Source organism: Frondihabitans cladoniiphilus, assembly GCF_039544345.1.
Classification (GTDB): domain Bacteria; phylum Actinomycetota; class Actinomycetes; order Actinomycetales; family Microbacteriaceae; genus Frondihabitans; species Frondihabitans cladoniiphilus.
On record NZ_BAABLM010000001.1, the window covers coordinates 931,432 to 953,738 of the forward strand.

The window sequence follows — 22,307 nt, forward strand, 5'->3', positions numbered from 1 at the left end:
GCCCCCGGTCGCACAACGAGCGAGTGTCCAGTCGAGGTCGCCCCCGTGGGGAGGACGACGCCGGCTGGACACTCGTGGCGGTGCGGAACTACTTGCGCAGCTCCAGGTACTTCTGGATCAGCGACTTCGTCGAGGAGTCCTGCTTCTCGAGGGCCGCCGCGTCACCGTCGACGGCCGGTGCCACCTGCAGCGCGAGCTGCTTGCCGAGCTCGACGCCCCACTGGTCGAACGAGTCGATGCCCCAGATCGTGCCTTCGGTGAACACGATGTGCTCGTAGAGGGCGATGAGCTGGCCGAGCACGCTCGGCGTCAGGGCGGGGGCGAGGATGCTCGTGGTCGGCCGGTTGCCGCTGAAGACGCGTGCGGGCACGACGGACTCCTTGGTGCCCTCGGCGCGGACCTCGTCGGCGGTCTTGCCAAAGGCGAGCGCCTTCGTCTGGGCGAAGAAGTTCGCGAGGAAGAGGTTGTGGACGTCTTGCCCGGCCTCCACCGTGGATCCGTCGCCCGTCTCGTCTTTCAGGGGGTGCGCCGGGTTGGCGACCGCGATGAAGTCCGCGGGGATGAGGCGCGTGCCCTGGTGGATGAGCTGGTAGAACGCGTGCTGGCCGTTCGTGCCGGGCTCGCCCCAGAAGATCTCGCCGGTGTCGGTGGTGACCGGCGTGCCGTCCCAGCGGACGCTCTTGCCGTTGGACTCCATCGTGAGCTGCTGGAGGTAGGCGGGGAAGCGGTGCAGGTACTGGGCGTAGGGCAGGACCGCGTGGCTCTGTGCCTTGAGGAAGTTGGAGTACCAGACGTTGAGCAGGCCGAGGAGGACGGGGACGTTCTTCTCGAGCGGCGCGGTGCGGACGTGCTCGTCGATGGCGTGGAAGCCGGCGAGGAATTCGCGCCAGTTGTCGGGGCCGATGGCGATGACGACCGAGGTGCCGATGGCGGAGTCGACCGAATAGCGACCGCCCACCCAGTCCCAGAAGCCGAAGGCGTTCTCGGGGTCGATGCCGAAGGCCGCGACCTTGTCGAGAGCGGTGGAGACGGCCACGAAGTGCTTCGCGACCGCGTCTTTCTTCTTCTCGTCGGAGTCGTCGATGGCGCCGGAGGCCGCCAGCTGCTTCCAGAGCCACTCGCGGGCGAGGCGCGCGTTGGTGAGGGTCTCGAGCGTGCCGAAGGTCTTCGACGCGACGATGAACAGCGTGGTCTCGGGGTCGAGGTCGACCGTCTTCTCGTACACGTCGCTGGGGTCGATGTTGGAGACGAAACGCGCCTCGATGCCGGCCTGGACGTAAGGCTTCAGGGCCTCGTAGACCATGACGGGGCCGAGGTCGGAACCGCCGATGCCGATGTTGACGACGGTCTCGATGCGCTTGCCGGTCACGCCCGTCCACTCGCCGGAGCGGACCTTCTCGGCGAAGGCGTAGACCTTGTCGAGCGTCTTGTGCACCTCGGCGTCGACGTCCTCGCCGTCGACGACGAAGCCCTTCGGCGGGACGAGGCCCTCCCCGTCCTTGGGGCGGCGCAGCGCGGTGTGCAGCACAGCGCGGTCCTCGGTGACGTTGATGTGCTGTCCCGAGATGAGCGCCTCGAAACGCCCGGCCACGTCGACGTCCTTCGCGAGCTGCAGGAGGTGCCCGAGGATCTCTTCGTTGATGAGCCCCTTCGACAGGTCGACGGTGAGGTCGGCGGCCTGGAAGGTGTACTTCGACGCGCGCTCGGCGTCGGTGTCGAACCAACCGCGCAGATCGGGGGTGAAGCCGTCGGCGATGCCGTCGAGAGCCTTCCAGGCGTCGGTCGACGTGGGGTCGACGGGAGCGGATTCGGTCAAGGGGTCCTCCAGTTACCAGAACGGTGCTGGCCCGCGACTCACGCATCGTTGCCTGGCGGGCCATCCACAACTCTATTGCGGAGCGCCGCTCGGCGTCCGCCTGGCGTCGGTCCGACCGTGGGACCGCGGTCACAAGCCGAGATAGTCCCTTCGGCGGATGGAGGCGTCACCGGGTTTCGATAGGTTCATGACCGGTGACGCTCCGCTGGGGCGCGACACCGTGATCATGAGGATGTGATTCCCGTTTCACGCGCAGTCTTGGGGGGCCGGTCGACAGCCGGGACCATTTCGCGATACGTCCGGCTCCACCCGGTGGGGGTGACGACGGCATCGATCGTGCTGCTGCTCTTCGTCGTGGCCGCCTTCCTGAGGGGCCGGCCGGGCACCATGCAGCTCCGCCCGCTCGAAGGGGTGCTCTCCGTCGCGGCGACACTCGTGCTCGTCGGCGCGACCGAGAGGTTGATCGGCCGACGCAAGGCCGTTCGTGCGTACGTCGCGGTCGCGATCGTCTCGGTGGTGGTGGGCATCGCCATCCGGGTCCTCGTCACCTCGACGTTCGGTTCGACCGCGTCGCCCACCTACCGCCTGTCGGGCTTCCCTCTCTACGCACCCGCGGTGGGCTCGATCCTCGTGGCGAGTGCCTTCGCCAGCGCGCTCTGGCGGCGGCGCATCCGCCTCCTCGTCCTGGCCTCGGCTCTCGTGTTCGTCCTCTTCGAAGGCAGCTTCGGCGGTCTCGTCACGCTGGTCGCCGCCGTCACGGGACTTCTCGTCGGCATCGCTCTCCGATCGCGCGGCACCACGAGGCGCCGCGCCTGGGTCCGCAGTTCGCAGCACGAGGCCCGCGTGCTGGCGTCCTCGTTGGTCGCGATCTCGGCAGCGGGCCCCTTCCTCGCGGTCCTCAGCAGGACGCCCGTGGGGCCCCTCGCGCCGCTCGGAGCGCTCTTCCGCAACAGCCTGCCGAATCGTTCGCTGTCCCGCGCCTGTGCCGGTTTCCGCGAGCACGGACTCTCGGCGGTGCACAGCGCCTGCACCCCGTCGCGCGCACTGGACGGGCTGCACACCCCCGGCACGGCGCTCGTCGGGTTCCTTCCTCTCGTCGTGCTGTTCCTCGCGGCGTTCTTCATCCGGCGGGGGCGTCGACCGGCGGTGCTCGTGGCGATCGTCGTCAACGTCGTCCTCGGTGTCGCCTCGGGCGTCGCTGCTATCACGGCGCCGATCCCCACGGGTGCCGCCGCTCGCTACGGCGCCCTGCACGTACTGCTCTCCGTCGTGTCGGCGTCGGTGCCCCTCGGCGTCGCGGCGTTCCTGATCGTCCTGCTCCCTCACCTCGCGCGGCGAGACGCAGTCGGCGGCGGCCGACCCGATCGCCCGAACGGTCGTGCGGCACTCACGCCGGCCGGCGCCGTCCTCTTCTCCGGTGCGGCTCTCGTCGCCGCCTACGTCGTCGCCGGATCCGTCGCGCCCGAGGTGTTCGTGCCGGCGGTGGGCCTGGACGGCCTGATAGGAACGGGCATCCTGCGTCTTCTGCCCGTCGGTTTCATCGGGATCCGGCACGTCGGATCGGTTCCCACCCACGGGCTGCCGCGGATTCTGTTCGAGAACATCGGCTGGGCGTTCTGGGTCGTCGCCATCCTCGCCCTCGTCGTCGCCTGCCGGGAGCGGACTCGTGGCCGCGCCTCCTCGACGGAGCGCGAGTCGCTCGATCGGATCCTCAAGAAGGGCGTCTCAGGCAATCTAGCGTTCATGGCCACCTGGGACGGCAACGAGATCTGGTACTCGCCCTCCGGTCGCTCGGCCGTGGCCTACCGCCGGGTCGGCGACGTGGCCGTGACCTGCGGCGACCCTCTGGCCACCGAGGAGGACGCTCCCGGCGTCGTCGCCGAATTCGCCCTGTGGTGCGACGACCAGGGTCTGCTGCCGGTGTTCTACAGCGTGCGCGCCGCCCTGCTGCCGGTCTTCCAGCGGATGGCCTGGTACGACCTCCCCGTCGGAGAGGAGACGGTCCTTCGCCCTCGGACCTTCTCTATGCAGGGCAAGAAGTGGCAGGACGTCCGCTCGAGCATGAACCGGGCCTCCAAGGCCGGGGTGACGGCCCTGTGGTCGACCTACGCGGAGCTCGGCTCCGCGACGGCACGTCAGATCCACGAGATCTCCGAGCAGTGGATGTCCGACAAGGGCCTTCCCGAGATGGGCTTCACGCTCGGCGGGCTCGACGAGCTGCAGGACTGCGACGTCGCCCTCATGCTGGCGATCGACGACGACGGACGCGTGCTCGCCGTGACGAGCTGGCTGCCCTCCTACCGCGACGGCCGGGTGATCGGCTGGACCCTCGACTTCATGCGTCGGCGGACGGACTCGATGAACGGCGTGATGGAGTTCCTCATCGCCTCCGCCGCCTTGAAGGCGCAGGAGGACGACCTCGAGTTCCTCAGCCTCTCCGCGGCACCCCTCGCCTCGTCACTCGGCGCGGACTCGACCGCACCCGTCGACGCGACCGACCGGGTCCTGTCCTTCCTCGGCAGCGCCCTCGAACCCGCCTACGGGTTCCAGTCGCTCTTCACGTTCAAGAAGAAGTTCCAGCCCGACTACGAACAGCTCATCATGGCCTACCCCGACCCGATCGACCTGCCCCGCATCGGTGCCGCCCTGGGCCGTGCATATCTGCCCGATCTGACCGCCCGGCAGATCCCGAAACTCCTCCGGAGCCTGCGATGATCTCCCGCCACGTCCTCGAGTTCTCGCTCGTCTCGGTCAAGACCCTCGTTCCCGTCTATCTCCTGGCGGCCGTGTTCGCAGTCGCGCTCGTCGTCCCAGCCCGGAAGAGCCGGGGGATGCGCATCCGCCTGCTCGCGTTCGCTGCGGTCGGAGCCGCCCTCGGGGTGTTCCTCGGCTGGTTCCTCGGCGACGTGCTGGACATCGTCGGCATCCCGCCGACCTGGGTGGATCGGGTCTGGGTCGCCGTGGTCACAGCCGGGATCGGCCTCGTCGTCGCGGCCTGCATCGACGCCCCCGTCCGTCGCCGCGTCCTGGCCGGCACCGGGGTCGTCGTCATCGTCCTCGCCGGCGCTCTCGCCGTGAATCGCGACGCCGGCCTGTTCCCGGAGGTCGGCGACGCTCTCGGGGTGCCGTTCGTGCAGCCGATCGTCCTGCCGAGTCTCACCGCCGCGGAGCGTGCCGACACCACTCCGCCGCCTCGCTGGAATCCGCCATCGGACCTGCCCCGAGCCGGTCGCTACGGATCGATCGCGATTCCCGGACACCGCTCCGGCTTTCCCGCACGAGCCGGGATCGTCTACCTCCCGCCCGCCGCGCTGGTGAGCGATGCCCCAGCGCTGCCCGTCGTGGTGCTGCTCTCGGGCCAGGGTCCGGGCGCGGCCCCCGCGAACCTCGTCGACGCCGGCCGGGTCGCCTCGTCGCTGGACGCCCTCGCCGCGCGCAACGACGGGCTCGCGCCGATCGTCGTCATCCCCGATCAGCTCTCGCTCCCGGCGAACAACCCGATGTGCGTCGACGGGCCTCTCGGCAACAGCGCCACGTACCTGACGGTCGACGTGCCGACGTGGATCCGCAGCCATCTGCACGTCGCGACCGATCCCCGGGACTGGGCGATCGGAGGGTTCAGCCAGGGCGGTACCTGCGCGATCCAGCTGGGGAGCGCGCATCCCACGCTCTACGGGTCGTTCATCGACGTGTCGGGGGAGAAGGGTCCGTCGCTCGACTCCCTGCAGGACACCATCGATCGGGGGTTCAGCGGGAGCAGGGCCGCCTACGACCAGGCGCAGCCGCTGGCGATCCTCGCCGCTCACGGGAGGTACGCCGACTCCGCCGCCTTCTTCGCGGTGGGCGCCAGCGACAGCCGGTACGGCCCCGTGCTGCCGGTGCTCTCGAGCGCCGCTCGCGAGGAAGGGATCGACGTCACGACCGTCGTCATCCCGCACAGCGGCCACGACTACGCGACCGCGTCGAAGGCGCTGGCCCTCGGGCTGGCGTGGTTCGAGCAGCGGACCCGGGCGATCGGAGCGGGGCGATGAGCCGGCGGCGAGCCCAGTCGAAGAGCTCGCGGCGGAGCGGGTCGGTCGTCGGGTCGGTGGCCTTCGCGGTCGCCTCGGCCGTAGCCGTCGCCGGGCTCGTGTTCGGCGGAATCGGGCTGGGCATGGGTTCGGCTCCCGGTGGCGGGTCGTCGTCGAGCCCGGTGTCCGCACACTCGACGGCCACGCCTCCCGCCGCCCAGGATTCTTCGACGGCGACTCCGACCGCGCCCGCGGAGCCGGTCGTGCCGCCGATCGCCCTGGGCGGCGCGGACTCGGTTCGCCCAACGCCGGACCTCGGGGCGCCCGGGGCGGTCACGGTGGCGGGAGCCGTCACCACGAAGAGCCTCTACCGCACCTGGAAGCCGCCGCGCGGAATGCCGTCGGTCGGTACGGTGACGGCCACGAGCATCCCCGGCACCGCTTCGGGTTTCGTCGCGCGCCCGGCCGAGATCTACCGCCCGCCTGCGGCCCTGGTGGCGAACGCGCCCGCACTGCCCGTCGTGATCCTGCTGTCCGGTCAACCGGCGAGCCCCGAGTCGGTCATCGAGGTCGGAAGCGTCGAGAAGACGTTGGATGTCCTGGCCGCCGTCAACCACGGACTCGCCCCGATCGTGGTCGTCCCCGACCAGCTCGGGCAGCCGCAGGACAACCCGATGTGCGTCGACGGGCCGCTCGGGAACGCGGCGACGTACGTCATGACCGACGTGGTCGGGTGGATCCGGGCGAACCTGCACGTAGCAGACGACCGTGACTCATGGGCCGTCGGCGGGTTCTCCGAGGGCGGCACCTGCTCGCTCCAATTCGCGGCGGCGCATCCGGACGTCTTCGGGGCGCTCGTCGACGTGTCCGGCGAGGAGGCCCCGAGCGTCGGGACGATCGCGGCAACGATCGCGCGCGGGTTCCGGGGGAGTCGCGCCGCCTACGAGGCAGCGTTGCCGACGACTCTGCTGCGGGCGCACACGCCGTACTCGGACGAGGTCGGCCTGTTCGCGGTGGGCGGGACCGACACGCACTACGGGCCGATCATGCAGGAGATGTCCGGTGCCGCCGCCGCATCCGGCATCCAGGTGGCGCGGTACCTGTCGCCGAACTCCGGGCACAACTGGACCACCGCCACGAACGGCTTCGCCGCGGGCCTGGGGATGCTCTACCCGCGCTTCGGGCTCGCTGCGGCCGGCCAGTACCTCCCGGCTGCCACTCAACCCGGTTGACGGGTTCTCCCCAGGGGCCCACTGGCGAAATGGATCGTGAACTTAATGGCGGCGTCGCTGCAATACCTGATGTGAGCACAGACAGCGAGATCATCAGGAGGGCGCAGAGCACCCCCGCGGCGTTCGCCGAGCTGTACGACCGACATGCGCCGAGCATCCACCGGTTCGCGGCCCGCCGACTCGGCGAGCAGACGGCCGACGACCTGCTCTCGGAGACCTTCACCGTCGCGTTCGAGAAACTCGACAGCTTCGATCTCGACCGTGCCGATGCCCTGCCCTGGTTGTTCGGCATCGTGACGACGCTGATAAAAAAGCACCGACGCCTCGAAGCCCGTCTCTGGCGAGCAGAACAGCATGCCGATCGCGTGCATCTGACGACGGAACACTCCGACGACGCCCTCGAGGCGGATCTCGCCATCGGTCGGCTGTCCGGGGCGATCCGTCGCCTGTCGAAGGCCGATCGCGACACGATCCTCCTGTACGCCTGGGGCGATCTCGATTACGAGGGCGTCGCTGTCGCCCTGGGCGTTCCCGTCGGGACCGTCCGCTCACGAATCAACCGCGTGCGTCGCATCCTGCGCGCCGCTGCTGGTCGCCTGGCGACCGAGGAGGTGGAACATGGACGAGCTGACGTTGCTCCGCAAGGTTCGTAGTCAGCCCACGGGGCCGACCGACGAGGCGCTGCTGAACGGGCGCGCCCGGCTGGTCGAGCACCTGGCGTGGGAGACCGCGTCGTCTCCGATGGCGAAGACCGCTCCGGCGAAGGCCGTTCCGGTGAAGACCCACCGGGGGATGCACACGGCGGGCTGGATCACGGCCACCGGCCTGGTCGCAGCCGGCGTCGCGACCGCGCTCGTCCTCGGGAACGTGGTGGGGCTGGCAGGTTGGCGTGGGGGAGCGGACGCCGCGGCGGCCGACACCCTCGACCAGGCCGCGGCCGCCGCCATCGCGACCAGCGATCCGGTCGTCGCGCCCGGGCAGTATCTCGAGGTGGCGACTCACGCGGCCTATGCGGCCTATGTGCCCGTGCCCGGCGCCTCGTCCGATGCCCAGGACACCGTCTACCTCGAGTCACAGGACGGACAGATGTACGTGCCCGCCGACACCTCCCAGGACTGGGTGTGGGTGCGCGATTCCGGCAAGCCCGTGCAGACGTTCGGCGCCGATTCCGAGCGTGCCGCCGCGGCCGACACCGGCGACACCGACGAAACGGTGCACGGAGTGGGCGGCGCCTTCTACGGCAGCCCGGCCGACGTGACGCCGGCGAAGCTCGCTGCGCTGCCGACCGACCCGACCCAGCTCCTCAACGAGATCTACCGGACCACCCTCGGCCAGGGCCAGTCACGAGACGGGGAGGCGCTGGTCTGGATCGCGGACACCCTGCGATCCGGCATCGTTCCCGCCGCCGTTCGTGCGTCGCTGTACAAGGCGGCGGCGCTCATCCCCGGAGTCACCCTCACCCCGGGCGCCGCCAACCTCGACGGGCGGACGGGGGTGGCCATCGGCCGCGACGAAGGCGACGGTACGCGCCAGGAGATCATCATCGACCCGGCGACCGGGCTGGTCATCGGCGAGCGGGAAGTGCTGCTGAAAGACCTCGGCGAGATGCCCGCCGGGACGTCGATGGGGTGGACGGCGGTCACCACGTCGGTGGTCGACGCCCTGCCGGCGGGGGTGGCGAAGTGACGGGCTCGGCTGCGGTGCCCGCCTGACACGACCAAAACGCCCCGTTTCACGGAAGACGCCCCGTCACGGCAGGGCGACTTCCGTGAAACGGGGCGTTTTCCGTCGCGCTGTCCGGGCGCCAGGCGCCGGGCCCCGTCCACGCTCAAGGGGGGTGGGGGTGTCCTCCCACTCCCAGGACCACCGCCCCGTCGGGACACCAGGGTGCTTCCCGCCGGAGGCCGCCGACGGGACAGTGGAGACATCACCCACCGAAGGAGAACACCCATGGACATCACACAGCGCACCGTCTTCGTCGTCGGAGGCACGTCGGGCATCGGGCTCGGTCTTGCTGGCCGGTTCGCCGCCGCCGGAAGCACGGTCGTGGTCGGGGGCCGGAACACGTCGGCCGTCGACGACCTCGAGACCGTGCAGGTCGACGTGACCGATGCGGAGTCGGTGGCCCGGGCCCGCGACGAGGTGCTGGCTGCGCATCCCACGCTCGACGTCGTGGTGACCATGTCGGGTGTCATGCTCCTCGAGGACCTGCGCGACCCGGCTCACTTCGCCGCCGCCCAGACCACCGTCGACACGAACGTGCTCGGGACGATCCGCGTCGTGGACGCGTTCACGCCCCACCTGATCGCCCGGGGATCCGGGACCGTCGTGACCGTGAGTTCGGGCATCGGTTTCCTGCCGTTCCCGCTCATGCCCACCTACGCCGCATCGAAGGCGGCCGTGCACGCGTACTCCGAGGCTCTGCGACTCCAGCTCGCCGGGACGGGCGTCGAGGTGAGCGAGCTTGTGCCGCCGGCCGTCGCCACGACTCCCGAGCAGAAGGAGGCCAACCCCCGAGCGCTCGACCTGTCCGACTACCTCGACGAGGTGATGGCGCTCCTGTCGGCCACCCCGACGCCCGACGAACTGCTCGTCGAGGGCGTGAAGATGCACCGCTGGGCGGAGCGGGACGGCACCTACGCGGAGCTGGTCGCGCAGCGGTCGCAGTCGCTCAGCATGCTGCCGGGGCGCTGAGCCGCGACCCGCACCGCCTCTAGGCTCATCGCATGGACGTCGAGCCCTTCCCGTGGGATCACTACTCGCGCAACACCCTGCCGCAAGGGTTGCGCTACCCGGTCGGGCGCGGCGCCGTCCAGGCCGAACTCGAACGGGCCGGCGTGCACGTCATGTACCTTTCGTTGAGCCGTCCGGTGCTGCCGGTCGATCCGGAGCGCATCTTCCTCGTGGCGGCCAGCATCTGGGGCAACGCCCAGTCGGGCCTTCGAAACGGCAACCTGTCCCGAAGGTCGACGACGTCGCTCACGATCGAGGGAGTGCCCGCAGGTCTGAGCGCAGAGGTGCCGACCGAAGCGGTCGTCGAGGAGGTCGCAGCGGCCATCGCCTGGATCAAGACGACCCTCGGCAGAGGAAACGCGTGGCTTTCGAGCGACCATTCGTTCTGGTCGGCCTCCGTGGAGGGCGTCGTCACGCGGCACGAGTCCTGACGCTGCGCGCGGACGGACCCCGGTGCGCTCCCGGTGTGCGCGGGACACGCCCGCCGCGGAAGCGTTCCGCGTTTTTCGTCGATTGACTCCGGACTCAATCAACGAAAAACGAACACCACTTCTCGTCGAGCACAGCCCCGGAGCGCCCGTGGCCCATCGACGACGTCTCAGAGCCGCGCCTCGTGCCTCACCGGCTTCAGGCGCGCCGGAGCGTCGGTCGCCGCCGGGAACTCCGCCCGGAACCACCCCTCGTACCCGAACAGGAACCCGAACACCCGGTTGCGCACCTCGAGGCTCACGCGGAACACACCGGCCTCCTCGTCGTACCGCTCACGCAGCGACGCTCGACCCGAGAACAGCATCGGGAACCGGAACGCCGCGCGCCGTTCGTAGAAGCGCTGCTCGCCCGAGGTCAGGTGCAGCGACCCGTCGTCCTCCACGGTCAGAGCGAGGTCGACGGCGAGGTGCTGGTGGGTGCCCAGGTAGTCGACGACGACTCCGCGCGCGGCATCGAGCACCATCGTCGCGTCGAATCGACTCTCGCGGGATGCCCCAGGCACCCGGTACGAGCGGACGAACGTCACGGTCTCGCGACCGAACGGGTCGAGGTAGGGGTAGTTCTCGATCCGGAACGGCACGTCGTCGCCGAGATCGGCCACCAGGATGTTCCGAAGCCGCCCGATCTGCAGGAACGGCACGGTCCACCAGGGGCCGCGACGGATCCGAGTCATGACGCCCTCGCCGACCGTCGCGTACCCGTTCGCGAGCGAGACGTCGAACCGTTTGCGCAGCATCGGGTGCAGGCGCTCGAAGTCGGCACCGAGGGCGGTTCGGAAGACGGGTCCGGTGGTCCCCGGTGCGGTCCGGCCGAGGGCGGGACGAGCGGTAGGACGCACGGTGGGACGCGGCGCGGGACGCGGAGCCGTGCTCACGGGGCCTCCAACGTGGCGAGCGTCGACGGAGCATCGGCCAGCGCGCCGCGCGCCGGCGGTACCGTGATGCAGCGTCCGGCTCGCGGCCGCTTACGCCGCCAGAACGCGAGTGCACTGATCAGCGGCCATTTCTCCGGTGCGACGCCCGTCTCGGCCCAGATCCGCAACCGGTCGAACGACCAGGCTGTCATCCAGAGGATCAGGGGGCGGAGGATGCGGTCCGCCGCACTCCCGAATCCCGGCAGGTAGTCGTAGCCCGTGATGAAGCGCACGCCGCCGTCGGTGGGGACGTACCGCCAATACCCACGGCCGTCGCGCAGCGGCGAGAGCCGGTCGGTCGTGTCGAAGCGCAACGCCGAGGTGCGGGTGCCGTCCGGGCGGACCTTCTCGCCGAGCGCGGTCCCGGTGCCGACGATCGTGTGGCCGGGCAGGCTGCGTTCGTAGCGGAAGCGGTAGCCGTAGCCGTCGCGCACGTCGCCCTCCGGAGTGATGCCGCTGAAGCGGAGATCCCAGCGCGGGTGGTGTGCAGGATTCTGCGTCAGCTCCCACACCGTGTCGACGTCGGCACGGATGAAGATCTCGACGTACAGCGGTGCTCCGCCGCGCATCCCCCGCTCCGGTCGCGCTTCACTCGCCCCGTGCATCCCCATGCCCCCATTGAATCGTGGCCGCCCCGGCCGCGGCCACCCCCCGAACGGATGGCCGCCCACGACATACTGATGCCGTGAGCACACGCATGGGGCAGGTCGCCGGCATCCGTCTCGACGGCGTCGACCACTACGTCTGGTGGGGTGCGAGCGAGCGCTCGACCGACGGAGTCTTCGTGGACGAGGATGCACGGGTCGTCTCGTTCCCGTCGGCGGACGCCTGCGCCGCCTGGGCCGACGGTCTCGGGCTCCCGACCTTCAGCGACGACGAGAGCGTCGACGACCGTGTCGACGACACCGCCGACTACCCGTCCCTCCTCGACTGCGATGCGCTCCGCCCCTGGCTCGATCGGAAGACCACCGCGCTCGATCCGACGCTCGCTCTCGATGTGCTCAACATGTCCATCGACTTCGCGGAGTCGCTCGGCCGGACGTGGTCTCCCGCAGGAGCAGACAGAGACCACAGCGTCTACGAGAAGCTGTTCGGCGCATCCGTCCCCTGGTCCTTCGGCCTCGAGAGCTACGTGCCGACCTGGAGTGTTCACGAGCTCGGCGTCCTCCGCGATGCTCTGACGCGTGCGGTGGGCCTGCTGCGTCTCGGTCTCGGTACCGCCTGACGCTGACCGCGTGACGAAGGCGTGGGTGCCGCCCGCGCTGTGCCGGCGACCGCGGCACCGGCACCGCACCGCCACCGCCACCACGTCTGTGACGCCCCGTGACGAGGGCCCTCGACCGGCGAAGACACGCCTGCCTACACTCGACCAACGCCGGGCAGCCCGCCACGGCCGAACTGCCGGCGGCCTCGCCGGCGAGAGGAACCCATGTCGAACCAGCAGCCCCGCAGCAGCGCCAACTCCGAGAATCTCGGGGCGGCCGCCATGGGCATGCCGGTCTTCGAAGACGGGCACGACCTCCACCCGATCATCCGCCGCGCCGCGCTGGCCACGTCGACCAAATGGGTGGATGCGCTGGTCACCAGTGCCGCCGCGAACGGCCGCATCGAACTCCGAGCCTTCGCGACGGGGGAGACCCTGGTCCGCTGGCACCACGCCGACCTCGGCGAGGTCCTCGCCGCGGGCACCCCGGTGGCCGTGCACGAGCTCTACTCGGTGCTGGCCGTTGGCGACGAGCTGCTGAGCGTCCGCGCGGCCTGAGCCCCGAGTCGGGAACCGAACAGACGCCTGACGCAGAACAGACCCCTGGACGCACGAACGCCCCCGCGAAAGCGAGGGCGTTCGAACGTCGAGGGCCCGTGTTACATCGAGGCCATCATCGACTTCATCGAGGTCATCATGGCCTCGCAGGAGTCGGCGCAGTTCATGCAGACCTGAGCGCACATCTTCGCGGCCGCGTTCATGTCGCCCATGGCCATGCAGTCGTCCCCGCAGGCACGGCACATCATCATCGTGGCCTCGAGCATCGACATCAGGGCCTTCATGCCCACCTCGGTGGACGGCATGGGGCGCATCATCATGTTCATCATGGCGTGGCACATGTCGGCGCAGCTCATGCACATCGTGCTTCCGGCCATGCCCTCCATGGCCATCGTGCCGGCGCACATCGTGCACGCCTGCTCGGCGGCCATGCAGGCCTCCATGCACGCCTGCATCATCGTCATGTCCATGGCGGCCATCGGGCCCTCCATCTTCTCGGACATCATGGCCATCATCGTCGTGGTCTCGTTCATCAGGTCTTACCCCACCTCTCCTCGGCCCGAGAGGCGGAAGTGCCTCATCCCTAGCGTGCCGTAACACTTCGTAACCTTAACGACGACCCAGCGGCATCGACAAGCACTCGTGGGCATTTCTTCCACGATCCACAGACCACTCAGACCGGTCAGACCACTCCGACCGGTCAGACCGGTCAGACCGCTCCGACGACTCAGATCGGGAAGTACCCGCCGGCGGCGATGTCCTCGATCAGCGTCGGGCCCACCGGCTTCCAGCCGAGCAGCTCTTGCGTGACGGTGCTCGTGGAGGAGAGGTCGGCCGCGAAGAACGTGCCGATGAAGCCGCCGAACGCCTCCTGCGCCTCGGCCGCCTCGATCGAGGCGACCGGGAGCCCCAGGCCTCGACCGATGGCCTCGGCGATCGCCTTCGTCGGCACCGACGTCTCGCCGACCCCGTGCAGGATCGAGCCGGCCGGAGCCTTCTCGAGGCCGAGGCGGATCATCGACGCGGCGTCGGCGACGTGGACCGCGGCCCAGCCGTTGGCGCCGTCGCCGACGTAGCCCGAGACACCCGAGCGCTGCGCAGCTGCGACGATCAGGGCGATGAAGCCGTGGTCGCCGATGCCGTGGACGGTGGGGGAGAAGCGGAGACTGATCGAGTTGACCCCCTTCTCGACGTAGTCGAGGGCGAGGTTCTCGGTGCCGCCTCGCGGGGAGTCGGGACCCTGCGCCGGCGACGGGTCCTTCTCGGTCGACGGACGGCCCTGGGCCAGACCCGCGACCCCGGAGGCCAGCAGGAAAGGACGGTTCGAGCCGGCGAGCACGTCACCGATGGTCTCGACCGCGGCCCGCTCGGCCCGGTTCGACTCGGCCATGTTCGCCCAGTCGTGTTTGTTGGCCAGGTGGATGACGGCCTCGGCATCGTCCGATCCGCGCCGGAGGCTGTCGAGATCGTCGAGGTCTCCGCGGACCACCGTGGCCCCCTTGGCCTCAAGGGCGCCAGCCGAGGCGTCGGACCGGGCGAGCCCGACCACGTCGTAGTCGTGGGCGAGGAGCTCGTCGACGGCGGCGGAACCGATCCAACCGGAGGCTCCGGTGATGAAAACGCGCATGGGATTGTTCTCCTTCGAGGTTCGTGCGGACGACGAACCACTGGTTTCCGTCGCTGATGTCAGCGACTGCTGTCACCGTACACCTGATGACAGCCGCTGTCATCATGGGCCTGCTCGGGATAGGCTCGGGGCATGGTCCGATGGGAACCCGGTGCACGCGAGCGCCTGCAGAAGGCAGCGCTCGAGCTCTACGCCGCGCGCGGATTCGAGCAGACCACGGCCGCCGACATCGCCGAGTCGGTCGGGCTGAGCGAGCGGACGTTCTTCCGCCACTTCGCCGACAAGCGGGAAGTGATCTTCAACGGGCAGGCCCTGTTCGAGCAGGCCTTCGTCGACGGCATCAGCAGTGCATCCCCCGGCTCGCCCGCTCTCGACGTCGTCGCGGCGGCGCTCGAGGCGGCGGGGTCGTTCTTCCCGGACGAGCGCCGCGGGTACTCGCGGCTGAGGCAGTCGATCATCGTGGCCAACCCGAGTCTGCACGAGCGAGAGCTTCTCAAGATGACCGCATTGTCGACGCGCATCGCCGCCGGGCTGCGCGAGCACGGCATCCCCGAGCCGCAGGCCACGCTGGCCGCACAGTCGGGCGCCACGGTGTTCCACGTCGCGTTCGGGCAGTGGATCGCCGAGGGCGAGACCCGGTCGTTGCCGGAGATCGAGCGCGAGATCCTGGGCGAGCTGCGCTCGGTCACGCAGGAGAGCGCCTAGCCGTGCTCCAGCCCTGGCGGCCTGGTTCACAGCGGCTCTTCGGGGGAATGAACCGAAACCTACTTCTCGGTACGCTCTGACCATGGGGATCATCAGCGCTCTCGCACGTCGTCGGGGTCGGGCGACGACATCGCCTGCCGAGCATCCGATCAGCGTCGAGGTGATCATCGAGGCCGCGCGTCTCGTCGTCAGCACCCGATTCGCAACGGCGCGTCTGCTCGAGCAGCGTCTCGGGGTCACGGCGCACGAGGCCGCGGCACTCCTGGCGAGATTGGAACACTGCGAGGTCGTGGCGCCGTTCGACGGGTCGGCAACGCGCCGCGTGCTCACGACGTCGCAGCAGCTGCCGGGTGTGATCGCCGAGTTCCGGTCGCGAGGCTGACGACCCCTAGTCGAGCGTTCGGCCGCGCATCTCGATCGCGATCTGCGATGCGTCGAGGTTGGCCAGCACCTCGGCGAGAACGTCGGCGTCGAACGTCCCGTTGTCGCGCGCGTCGAGCAGCGCGGCCCGCTGGACGTCGATCGACTGCCGCATCCGGTTCTGCGTCTCGCGGATGAACTCCGGGGTGGGATCGCCCTCCGGGGCCGTGATCGCCGGCAACTGGTCGCGGGTCGACCTCATCAACTCGATGATCCGGCGCCGCTCCGTCGTCGCCTGGTCCTCCTCATCGGCAGCCTGATCGGACTTCGGGGCGAGGACCCGGAGCAGAGGCCCGATCGTGCCGCCCTGCACCAAGAGCGAGAGCGCGGCCACCGCGAAGGCGATGAGGACGAGGGTGGATCGCTGCGGGGTGCCGGTGGGCAGGGTCTGGGCCGCGGCGACGGTGACGGCCCCGCGCATCCCCGCCCAGACGACCGCGGCGCCCTCCCGCCATCCGAGCGGCTGACTGCGGAAATAGGCGATGTCGGCGAGGCCGGTCGTGACCCGCCGGGCGAAGACGTTGATCTGGCGGTCGGACACGGGGCGCTTCCGCGAGTTGACTTCGGCGAACGCCTCCCGCTTGCCCTCGGGGGTGTCGAAGCGATCCTGAAACCCTTCGAAGCGCGGCAGCATCTTCTCGTTGTGTCGCGATCGGGCTTTGAGGACGCCGAGGAGCGGAGCGATGTAGGCCGCCCGTACGGCGACCGTCAGCACGAGGGCGCCGACCGCGATCAGAACGGCGATCGCGATGCCCGCGTGGTCGTTCTGGACGTCGGCGAGGATCCCCTTGAGCTGCACGCCCATCACGAGGAAGACGGCCCCTTCGAGCACGAGCTCGACCGTGCGCCAGTTCTGCGAGTCGGAGAGACGGTTCTGCGGCGAGAGATCCCGGGGCGCACGAATTCCCGTGACGAGGCCGGCGACGACGGCTGCCACCAGGCCGGACCCATGGAACAGGCCGGTGGGAATCGAGGCGGCGAAGGGCACCGCGAACGAGATCACGGTGTTGACCGTGGAGTCGGTGACGCGCTTGCGGACCGCGAGGTTGGCCCAGCCGACCAGCAGGCCGATCACGACGGCGACGACCACCGAGTACGCGAACGTGCCGATCGCGTCCCAGAACGAGAACGTCGCGGCCACGGCGACGATCGCGGTTCGCAGCAGGACGAGCGCGGTCGCGTCGTTGAGCAGGCTCTCGCCGTCGAGGAGGGCAACCACCCGTTTCGAGACCGACGTCTTCTTGATGATCGATGTCGCGACCGCGTCGGTCGGACTCACGATGGCGCCGAGGGCGACTCCCCAGGCGAAGCCGAGCCCCGGGATCACCAGCGCGAAGAACAGCCCCAGCACCAGCGAGCTGCCCACCACGAGGAGCACCGACAGTCCGCTGATGGCTCCGAACTCTCGTCGGAAGTTCATCGCCGGCATCGAGACCGCCGAGGAGTAGAGCAGGGGAGGCAGGACCCCGGCCAGGATGAGCTCGGGCTCGATGGGCGTCGACCCGATCACCGGCACGAAGCTCGCCCCGACCCCGACGGCCACGAGGACCAGCGGCGACGCGATGCCGAGTCGGGGCCCGACCACGGTCGCGGCGGCGATCACGACGAAGCCGAGGACGATGACGATGAGGAGTGCGGTCACGGCTCCAGCCTCTCAGGAGTTCGTCGGTTTCGCCCTAGCATGGGGCCCATGACCCAGGGGAATCCGCCATTCGTCGACGACCGCGTACGGACCTGGCAGGTGACCCCCGAGGCGTTCGACGATCTCCGGCGGTCGTACGTGCGCTATGCGACGCTGCGCCAACCGCTGTTCTGGGCCTACCTCGTCGTCGGCCTGGTCTTCCTCGTGCTCGGCATCGCGCTCCCCTTCGCAGGAGCCATCGTCTTCGGAGCGATCCTGCTCGTTCTCGTACCGCTGAACACCGGGCTGAGCATCCGTCGCTCGCTGCGCAGCCTCGCTGCCGGCTACGTGCTGGGCTCGCAGATCAGCTCGTCTTTCGGCTTCCAGGGGTTCACCCTCACGACGCCGCGCAGCGAGGTGCGGACCGACTACGTGAATGTGGGGCGCATCCGCGTCGTCGGCAACTGGGTGTTGCTGCGAAACCGCAACATCCGTGTCGTGTCGATCCTGCCGCGCGCCGTGTTCCCCGACGAGGCCGTCGCGCGGGTTCGCTGGGCCGCCGCCGCGCGCTGACCCCGACCGCCCCGGGGCGACGGAGACTCGCATCCCACGCCTCGGGGCGGCACTCCCTCCGCTAGCGGCAAGCTCTCCGGGCTGCACTCCCTCTGGTAGCGGCAAGCTCTCAAGGGCGGCCGTCTCTTCGGTGGGCCGTTGTCTGCGGCGGTGAATTCACGCTCGCGGACAACCACGCCTTGTCGGCCACCGCTGTCGCTCCCCGTGAATTCACTCCCACCGACAACCACGCTCTCGCGACCACCGTTGTCGCCCCGCGTGAATTCACTCCCACGGACAACCACGCGTTGTCGGCCACCGCTGTCGCCCCGCGTGAATTCACGCTCACGGACATCTCGTCGCCGGAGAGAACACTTCCCTCGGGCGGCCGATCCGGCGGAGTGGCATCGGCCGGGGCCGGGGCCGGGGCCAAGTCGGGTCGGGGCAGAGCGGGGCGGGGGATGCTCAGACCTCCGCCTGCTCGAGCACCTCCTCGGCCCGCTCGGGGCTGCCCTCGGCGAGCCCGGCCGCGATCGACTTCCGCGACGCGAACCACATGATCAGGCCCGCGATCAGGACGAGACCCTCGCTGACGGTGAGCGCCCAGATGATCCCGTCGAGGCCGAACCAGAGGTTCGCGAAGATCACGATCGGAATGAAGAGCACACCCTGCGTGATCGACATGATCGTGGCCGGAAGCGCTCGGCCGGTCGCCTGGAAGAACGAGGTGATGAGACCGGTGAAGCCGTTGAAGATCATCGAGACGAGCTGGGCCGTGATGATGATGCCGCCGAGGGCCAGAAGCGACCGGTCGGCGACGAAGAGCTGGAACACCTGGTCGCGGAAGACGAAGACGACGATCGAGAACAGGAACGCGATGCCGCCGACGGTGAAGGCGGATGCCCGCAGCGAGGCCGCGAGACGCACCCGGTCGCCCTTGCCGAACGAGTAGGCCAGCAGCGGCAGGATCCCGAGGGTGACTCCCATGATGAGGAACTCCGGCACTTGCGCGATCCGGACCGCGACGCCCATGGCCGCCAGTGGGCCGTCGCCGTAGTTCGCGGCGAGGTTGTTGAGCACGAGCGAGGTGACGATCAGGAACGCCGACTGCAGCAGTTCGCCGACACCGACGCCGAAGACGGGCTTCAGGATGGCGGGGGAGAGCGAGAACCACTTCGGAGCCAGGCTGACGTTCTCGCTGTGGCGGGTCAGGTAGGTGACGAAGTAGACGACGGTGACGACGTTCGAGAGGCCGACGGCCAGGGCCGCGCCGGCGACACCCCAGTGCAGCACGAGGATGAAGAGCACGTCGAACACGAGGTTCGCGATCGTCGAGGCGATGAGACCGACCATCACCTGGTGCGCCGCCCCCTCCGACCGGACGATCTGCTCGAGGCAGAACGAGGCGGCGAGAACGGGCACGAAGGCGAGCATCACGGCGACGAAGGCGCTCGTCGCGGGCACGGCCACGCCGTGGGCGCCGAGCACGGCGACCAGCGGGTGGAGGAAGACGAGCCCGAGGATGCCGACGACCGCACCGGCGATCACCGCGCCCCAGAGGGCGAACGACGACACCCGTTTGATCTCGCCGGCCTGGGCGGGGTCGTTCTCGGCCGCTCCGAGCATCCTCGAGATCAGGGCACTGCCACCGACGCCGAACACGCCGCCGACCGCCATGACGAGGCCGAGGATGGGGGATCCGAACGTGACCGCTGCGAGCAGGACCGGGTCGTGGAGAGAGCCGATGAAGCCGGCGTTGATGACGTTGTAGACGGCGCCGACGATCATCGCGGCGGCCATGGGCACGCAGAGGTGGATCAGCGCGCGGACGATGGGGGAGGTGGAGAGGTACCAGCGGTTCGAGCCGACGGCGTCGGGTGTCTTCGCAGAGGCGGCGGGGGTGGTGGCGGACATGGGGTGCTCCTTCTTTCGGGCACGGCGAAGCCGACCCGAGGATCAAAGGGAAAGAAAAGGGGGGATGCGAGGCCGGACCTCGCGAGGGCTCAGTCGCGCGAGGGCCGGGGCAGGACCGAGGTGATCTTGACGAGCAGGTCGTGGAAGGCGTCGCGCTCGCTCTGATCGAGCGGGGCGAGGATGGTCTCTTCGAGGGCGTGCATGGCGGGCTCGAACCCCTGGATCAGGGCGATGCCCTCGGGTGTCGCGAACACGCGCTTCGTGCGCGCGCTCTCGGCGTCCGTTCGGCGTTCGACGAGGCCGCGCTTCTCGAGCCCCAGCAGGAGGCTCGAGACGCTTGCGGCGCTCGTGCGGGTCATCTCGGCGATCTCCCGCTGACTCGAACCGGGGTTCTGCTCCAGGAAGCCCAGGGCGAACGCCTGCTCACGGCTGAGCTCGCGTTCGCGGAACCACTCCATGCCGGCCTGCATCTGAGCCCAGCCGACCCATCGCAGCAGTTCGAGGCTGGTGGTGAATTCCGGTTCGTTCATGGTCAGAACTCTAAGTGTTAGAGATCTAACTGTCAACTCTCGAACTATGAAGTCGCGGCGGACGGCGCCGAGGATCCGCGCTTGCGCACCGTGCGCAGCACGATCTGCTCCGGGCAGACGGTCGAGAGGAAGTCGCCCACGGAGAGGGCGAGGCGATCGCCGACCAACGAATAGAGGATGCGGTTGGCGTCGCGCCGCTCGGTCACGAGGCCGGCGTTGCGCAGCACGCCGAGGTGGCGGGAGATCGTCGGGCCCGACGCCGAGAAACGCGAAGCGATCTCGCCCGCGGCCAGTTCGCCACCCTTCAGGTCTTGCAGGATCTGCCGCCGCGTGGGGTGCGCAAGGGCTTCGAAGACGTCGCTCACCGTATCGGTCATGGTCGCAATTTAGCACTCTTGCTAAGTAGCGAGCAAGGGGCTACCGTCTGGAACACGATCCGAGCGTCGGGTCCGACAGGGGGGAACCATGCGCATTGCCATCACGGGAGCCACGGGATTCGTCGGCCGCCATCTGGCGGACCGACTGGCACCCGGCAGTGACTTCGAAGTCGTCCCGGTGTCTCGCCGGAACGGGATCGAGATCGACGACGTCGCGGCGCTGACCCGCGCCTTCGCCGAGTGCGAAACGGTCGTCCACTGCGCCGGAATCAACCGGGAGATCGGTGACCAGACGTACCAACGCGTGCACGTACAGGGCACTCGCGCCGTGATCGAGGCCGCTCGTCGGGCCGGCGTTAGTCGCATCGTCATGTTGAGCTTTCTGCGAGCCCGACCCGACTGCGGCTCCGAATACCACGAGTCGAAGTGGGCGGCCGAAGAGCTGATCCGAGGCTCCGGCCTCGACTACACCGTCCTCAAGGCCGGGATGATCTACGGCCACGGCGACCATCTCGTCGACCACCTGAGCCACACGGTGCAGACGATGCCCCTGTTCGCCACCGTCGGGTTCCGCGAGAAGTCGATCCGACCGGTCCCGGTCTCCGAGCTCGTCGACGTCCTGATGGCGGCGATCGACGGGCGCCTCCCGCGCTCCACCGTGACGGTCACGGGAGCCGAAGAGCTCCTGCTCAGCGATGCCGTCCGCCGAGTGGCCGCGTCGGTGGGCCGAAAGGTGCTCGTCGTTCCTGCCCCGGTCTGGTTCATCCGAGCCGTGGCTCAACTCACGGAATGGACGATGGCCGTCCCGCTCGTCGCGAAGGCCCAGGCGCGAATGCTGGCCGAGGGCGTGTCGGAGGCGGCCCCGCCCACCCCCGACCTCCCCGTCGAACTCCGCCCCCGGCTGCCGTTCGACGCCGCGCAGATCCGGGCCGCCCTGCCCGCGCGCGGCGGCTTCGGTCTCCGAGACCTCCGATGCGCGCTGTCGGCGCCCACGAGGTCGGCCGCCTGACGATCGCACCCGACATTGTCGGCAGCGGCTCAATGACCGTCGGCGGCGGCCTCGAGTGCGGCGATGTCGAGCTTGATCATGCCCTGCATCGCGACCATGGTGCGGCTCGCGCGACCCGGGTCGGGGTCGGCCAGCAGCTCGGGCAGCCGCACCGGCGTCACCTGCCAGGTCACGCCCCAGCGGTCGGCGCACCAGCCGCAGGCGATCTCGCGGCCGCCCTCGGAGGTGAAGGCGTCCCAGAGCCGGTCGATCTCCTCCTGCGTGTCGCAGTCGGCCTGGAACGAGACGGCGTCGGTGTACGGATGATCCGGGCCGCCGTTCATGGCACGCCACGACTGCCCCATCAGGGTGAACTCGACGACCAGCACCTTTCCCGCGTCGGGCGTGCCCTCGGGCCAGCGCTGGATCGAGTCGATGCGGGCGTCGGGGAACAGGTCGACGTAGAGCCGGACGGCTTCCTCCGCCTGATCGTCGAACCACAGGAACGGGACGATGCGTTGCATGAGGGACTCCTCTTCGATGTCCGGCGTCGAACGCGGATCCGTGCCGACTGCGGCTCAGACTAGGCCGGTCGGGTCGAAGAGCGCCAGCAGAGCA

The 22,307-nt window shown here is 69.4% G+C and carries 23 protein-coding genes; 13 read left to right on the forward strand and 10 right to left on the reverse strand.

What is annotated here, in order from left to right; translation table 11 throughout:
* Positions 1-88: 88 nt before the first annotated feature.
* Positions 89-1,816, reverse strand: a complete 1,728-nt coding sequence (gene pgi / locus ABEA39_RS04435) for a glucose-6-phosphate isomerase (RefSeq protein WP_345373641.1) — start codon at positions 1,814-1,816, stop codon at positions 89-91.
* A 318-nt stretch (positions 1,817-2,134) separates the two neighbouring features.
* On the opposite strand from pgi, the gene ABEA39_RS04440 reads away from it, so the two are divergent.
* The 7 genes from ABEA39_RS04440 (at position 2,135) to ABEA39_RS04470 (ending at position 10,222) form a co-directional block, all read left to right on the forward strand.
* The gene (locus ABEA39_RS04440) at positions 2,135-4,531 is read left to right on the forward strand and encodes a bifunctional lysylphosphatidylglycerol flippase/synthetase MprF (protein ID WP_345373643.1); all 2,397 of its coding nucleotides are present in this window, start codon (positions 2,135-2,137) and stop codon (positions 4,529-4,531) included.
* On the forward strand, positions 4,528-5,847 hold the full coding sequence (locus ABEA39_RS04445; protein WP_345373645.1) for an alpha/beta hydrolase: 1,320 nt from the start codon (positions 4,528-4,530) through the stop codon (positions 5,845-5,847). Before ABEA39_RS04440 ends, ABEA39_RS04445 begins: the two co-directional genes overlap by 4 nt.
* Complete coding sequence (locus ABEA39_RS04450) at positions 5,844-7,058, forward strand: alpha/beta hydrolase (protein ID WP_345373648.1); 1,215 nt, start codon at positions 5,844-5,846, stop codon at positions 7,056-7,058. The genes ABEA39_RS04445 and ABEA39_RS04450 overlap by 4 nt, the downstream gene beginning before the upstream one ends.
* 71 nt (positions 7,059-7,129) lie before the next feature.
* Complete coding sequence (locus ABEA39_RS04455) at positions 7,130-7,711, forward strand: RNA polymerase sigma factor (protein WP_345373650.1); 582 nt, start codon at positions 7,130-7,132, stop codon at positions 7,709-7,711.
* Positions 7,677-8,744, forward strand: coding sequence for a CU044_5270 family protein (locus ABEA39_RS04460; protein WP_345373652.1), 1,068 nt, complete (start codon positions 7,677-7,679; stop codon positions 8,742-8,744). The genes ABEA39_RS04455 and ABEA39_RS04460 overlap by 35 nt, the downstream gene beginning before the upstream one ends.
* Before the next feature lie 264 nt (positions 8,745-9,008).
* Positions 9,009-9,752, forward strand: a complete 744-nt coding sequence (locus ABEA39_RS04465; protein WP_345373654.1) for an SDR family oxidoreductase — start codon at positions 9,009-9,011, stop codon at positions 9,750-9,752.
* Between the two features lie 32 nt (positions 9,753-9,784).
* Positions 9,785-10,222, forward strand: a complete 438-nt coding sequence (locus tag ABEA39_RS04470; RefSeq protein WP_345373656.1) for a hypothetical protein — start codon at positions 9,785-9,787, stop codon at positions 10,220-10,222.
* A gap of 167 nt (positions 10,223-10,389) precedes the next feature.
* Here ABEA39_RS04470 and ABEA39_RS04475 read toward each other — a convergent pair whose 3' ends face one another.
* A complete protein-coding gene (locus tag ABEA39_RS04475) occupies positions 10,390-11,154 on the reverse strand; it encodes a DUF4166 domain-containing protein (protein WP_345373658.1) in 765 nt (254 codons plus the stop codon).
* Positions 11,151-11,804, reverse strand: a complete 654-nt coding sequence (locus tag ABEA39_RS04480) for an SRPBCC family protein (RefSeq protein ID WP_345373661.1) — start codon at positions 11,802-11,804, stop codon at positions 11,151-11,153. Before ABEA39_RS04480 ends, ABEA39_RS04475 begins: the two co-directional genes overlap by 4 nt.
* Positions 11,805-11,878: 74 nt before the next feature.
* Here ABEA39_RS04480 and ABEA39_RS04485 point away from each other — a divergent pair, with 74 nt between their 5' ends.
* Together ABEA39_RS04485 and ABEA39_RS04490 are read left to right on the forward strand one after the other, a co-directional pair.
* Positions 11,879-12,418 carry a hypothetical protein gene (locus ABEA39_RS04485; RefSeq protein WP_345373663.1) on the forward strand — a complete coding sequence of 180 codons (540 nt, stop codon included), beginning with the start codon at positions 11,879-11,881 and terminating at the stop codon, positions 12,416-12,418.
* A gap of 204 nt (positions 12,419-12,622) precedes the next feature.
* Positions 12,623-12,955 carry a hypothetical protein gene (locus ABEA39_RS04490; protein ID WP_345373667.1) on the forward strand — a complete coding sequence of 111 codons (333 nt, stop codon included), beginning with the start codon at positions 12,623-12,625 and terminating at the stop codon, positions 12,953-12,955.
* 101 nt (positions 12,956-13,056) lie between these two features.
* On the opposite strand, the gene ABEA39_RS04495 is transcribed toward ABEA39_RS04490, so the two are convergent.
* Together ABEA39_RS04495 and ABEA39_RS04500 are read right to left on the reverse strand one after the other, a co-directional pair.
* Entirely contained in the window at positions 13,057-13,488 is a 432-nt protein-coding gene (locus ABEA39_RS04495) for a hypothetical protein (protein WP_345373670.1), read from the reverse strand.
* A 194-nt stretch (positions 13,489-13,682) separates the two neighbouring features.
* Positions 13,683-14,582, reverse strand: a complete 900-nt coding sequence (locus ABEA39_RS04500; RefSeq protein WP_345373673.1) for an SDR family oxidoreductase — start codon at positions 14,580-14,582, stop codon at positions 13,683-13,685.
* A 132-nt stretch (positions 14,583-14,714) separates the two neighbouring features.
* Between ABEA39_RS04500 and ABEA39_RS04505 the strand changes: the two genes are divergently transcribed.
* Together ABEA39_RS04505 and ABEA39_RS04510 are read left to right on the forward strand one after the other, a co-directional pair.
* Positions 14,715-15,287 (forward strand): TetR family transcriptional regulator, encoded by a 573-nt coding sequence (locus tag ABEA39_RS04505; RefSeq protein ID WP_345373676.1) that lies wholly within the window; start codon positions 14,715-14,717, stop codon positions 15,285-15,287.
* An 82-nt stretch (positions 15,288-15,369) separates the two neighbouring features.
* Entirely contained in the window at positions 15,370-15,669 is a 300-nt protein-coding gene (locus ABEA39_RS04510) for a hypothetical protein (protein WP_345373680.1), read from the forward strand.
* A 6-nt stretch (positions 15,670-15,675) separates the two neighbouring features.
* Here ABEA39_RS04510 and ABEA39_RS04515 read toward each other — a convergent pair whose 3' ends face one another.
* A complete protein-coding gene (locus ABEA39_RS04515; protein WP_345373682.1) occupies positions 15,676-17,349 on the reverse strand; it encodes a cation:proton antiporter in 1,674 nt (557 codons plus the stop codon).
* Positions 17,350-17,397: 48 nt separating this feature from the next.
* On the opposite strand from ABEA39_RS04515, the gene ABEA39_RS04520 reads away from it, so the two are divergent.
* Positions 17,398-17,901 (forward strand): hypothetical protein, encoded by a 504-nt coding sequence (locus tag ABEA39_RS04520; protein ID WP_345373684.1) that lies wholly within the window; start codon positions 17,398-17,400, stop codon positions 17,899-17,901.
* A 444-nt stretch (positions 17,902-18,345) separates the two neighbouring features.
* Here the strand turns inward: ABEA39_RS04520 and ABEA39_RS04525 are convergent, their stop codons facing one another.
* The 3 genes from ABEA39_RS04525 to ABEA39_RS04535 form a co-directional block, all read right to left on the reverse strand.
* Positions 18,346-19,794: an MATE family efflux transporter gene (locus ABEA39_RS04525; protein WP_345373686.1), complete on the reverse strand. Its 1,449-nt coding sequence runs from the start codon at positions 19,792-19,794 to the stop codon at positions 18,346-18,348.
* An 89-nt stretch (positions 19,795-19,883) separates the two neighbouring features.
* Positions 19,884-20,324, reverse strand: a complete 441-nt coding sequence (locus ABEA39_RS04530; RefSeq protein WP_345373688.1) for a MarR family winged helix-turn-helix transcriptional regulator — start codon at positions 20,322-20,324, stop codon at positions 19,884-19,886.
* Positions 20,325-20,368: 44 nt separating this feature from the next.
* Positions 20,369-20,701: a metalloregulator ArsR/SmtB family transcription factor gene (locus ABEA39_RS04535; RefSeq protein WP_345373690.1), complete on the reverse strand. Its 333-nt coding sequence runs from the start codon at positions 20,699-20,701 to the stop codon at positions 20,369-20,371.
* An 88-nt stretch (positions 20,702-20,789) separates the two neighbouring features.
* Between ABEA39_RS04535 and ABEA39_RS04540 the strand changes: the two genes are divergently transcribed.
* On the forward strand, positions 20,790-21,710 hold the full coding sequence (locus tag ABEA39_RS04540; RefSeq protein WP_345373692.1) for an NAD(P)H-binding protein: 921 nt from the start codon (positions 20,790-20,792) through the stop codon (positions 21,708-21,710).
* Between the two features lie 29 nt (positions 21,711-21,739).
* Here the strand turns inward: ABEA39_RS04540 and ABEA39_RS04545 are convergent, their stop codons facing one another.
* The gene (locus ABEA39_RS04545; protein ID WP_345373694.1) at positions 21,740-22,213 is read right to left on the reverse strand and encodes a VOC family protein; all 474 of its coding nucleotides are present in this window, start codon (positions 22,211-22,213) and stop codon (positions 21,740-21,742) included.
* Positions 22,214-22,307 lie beyond the last annotated feature (94 nt).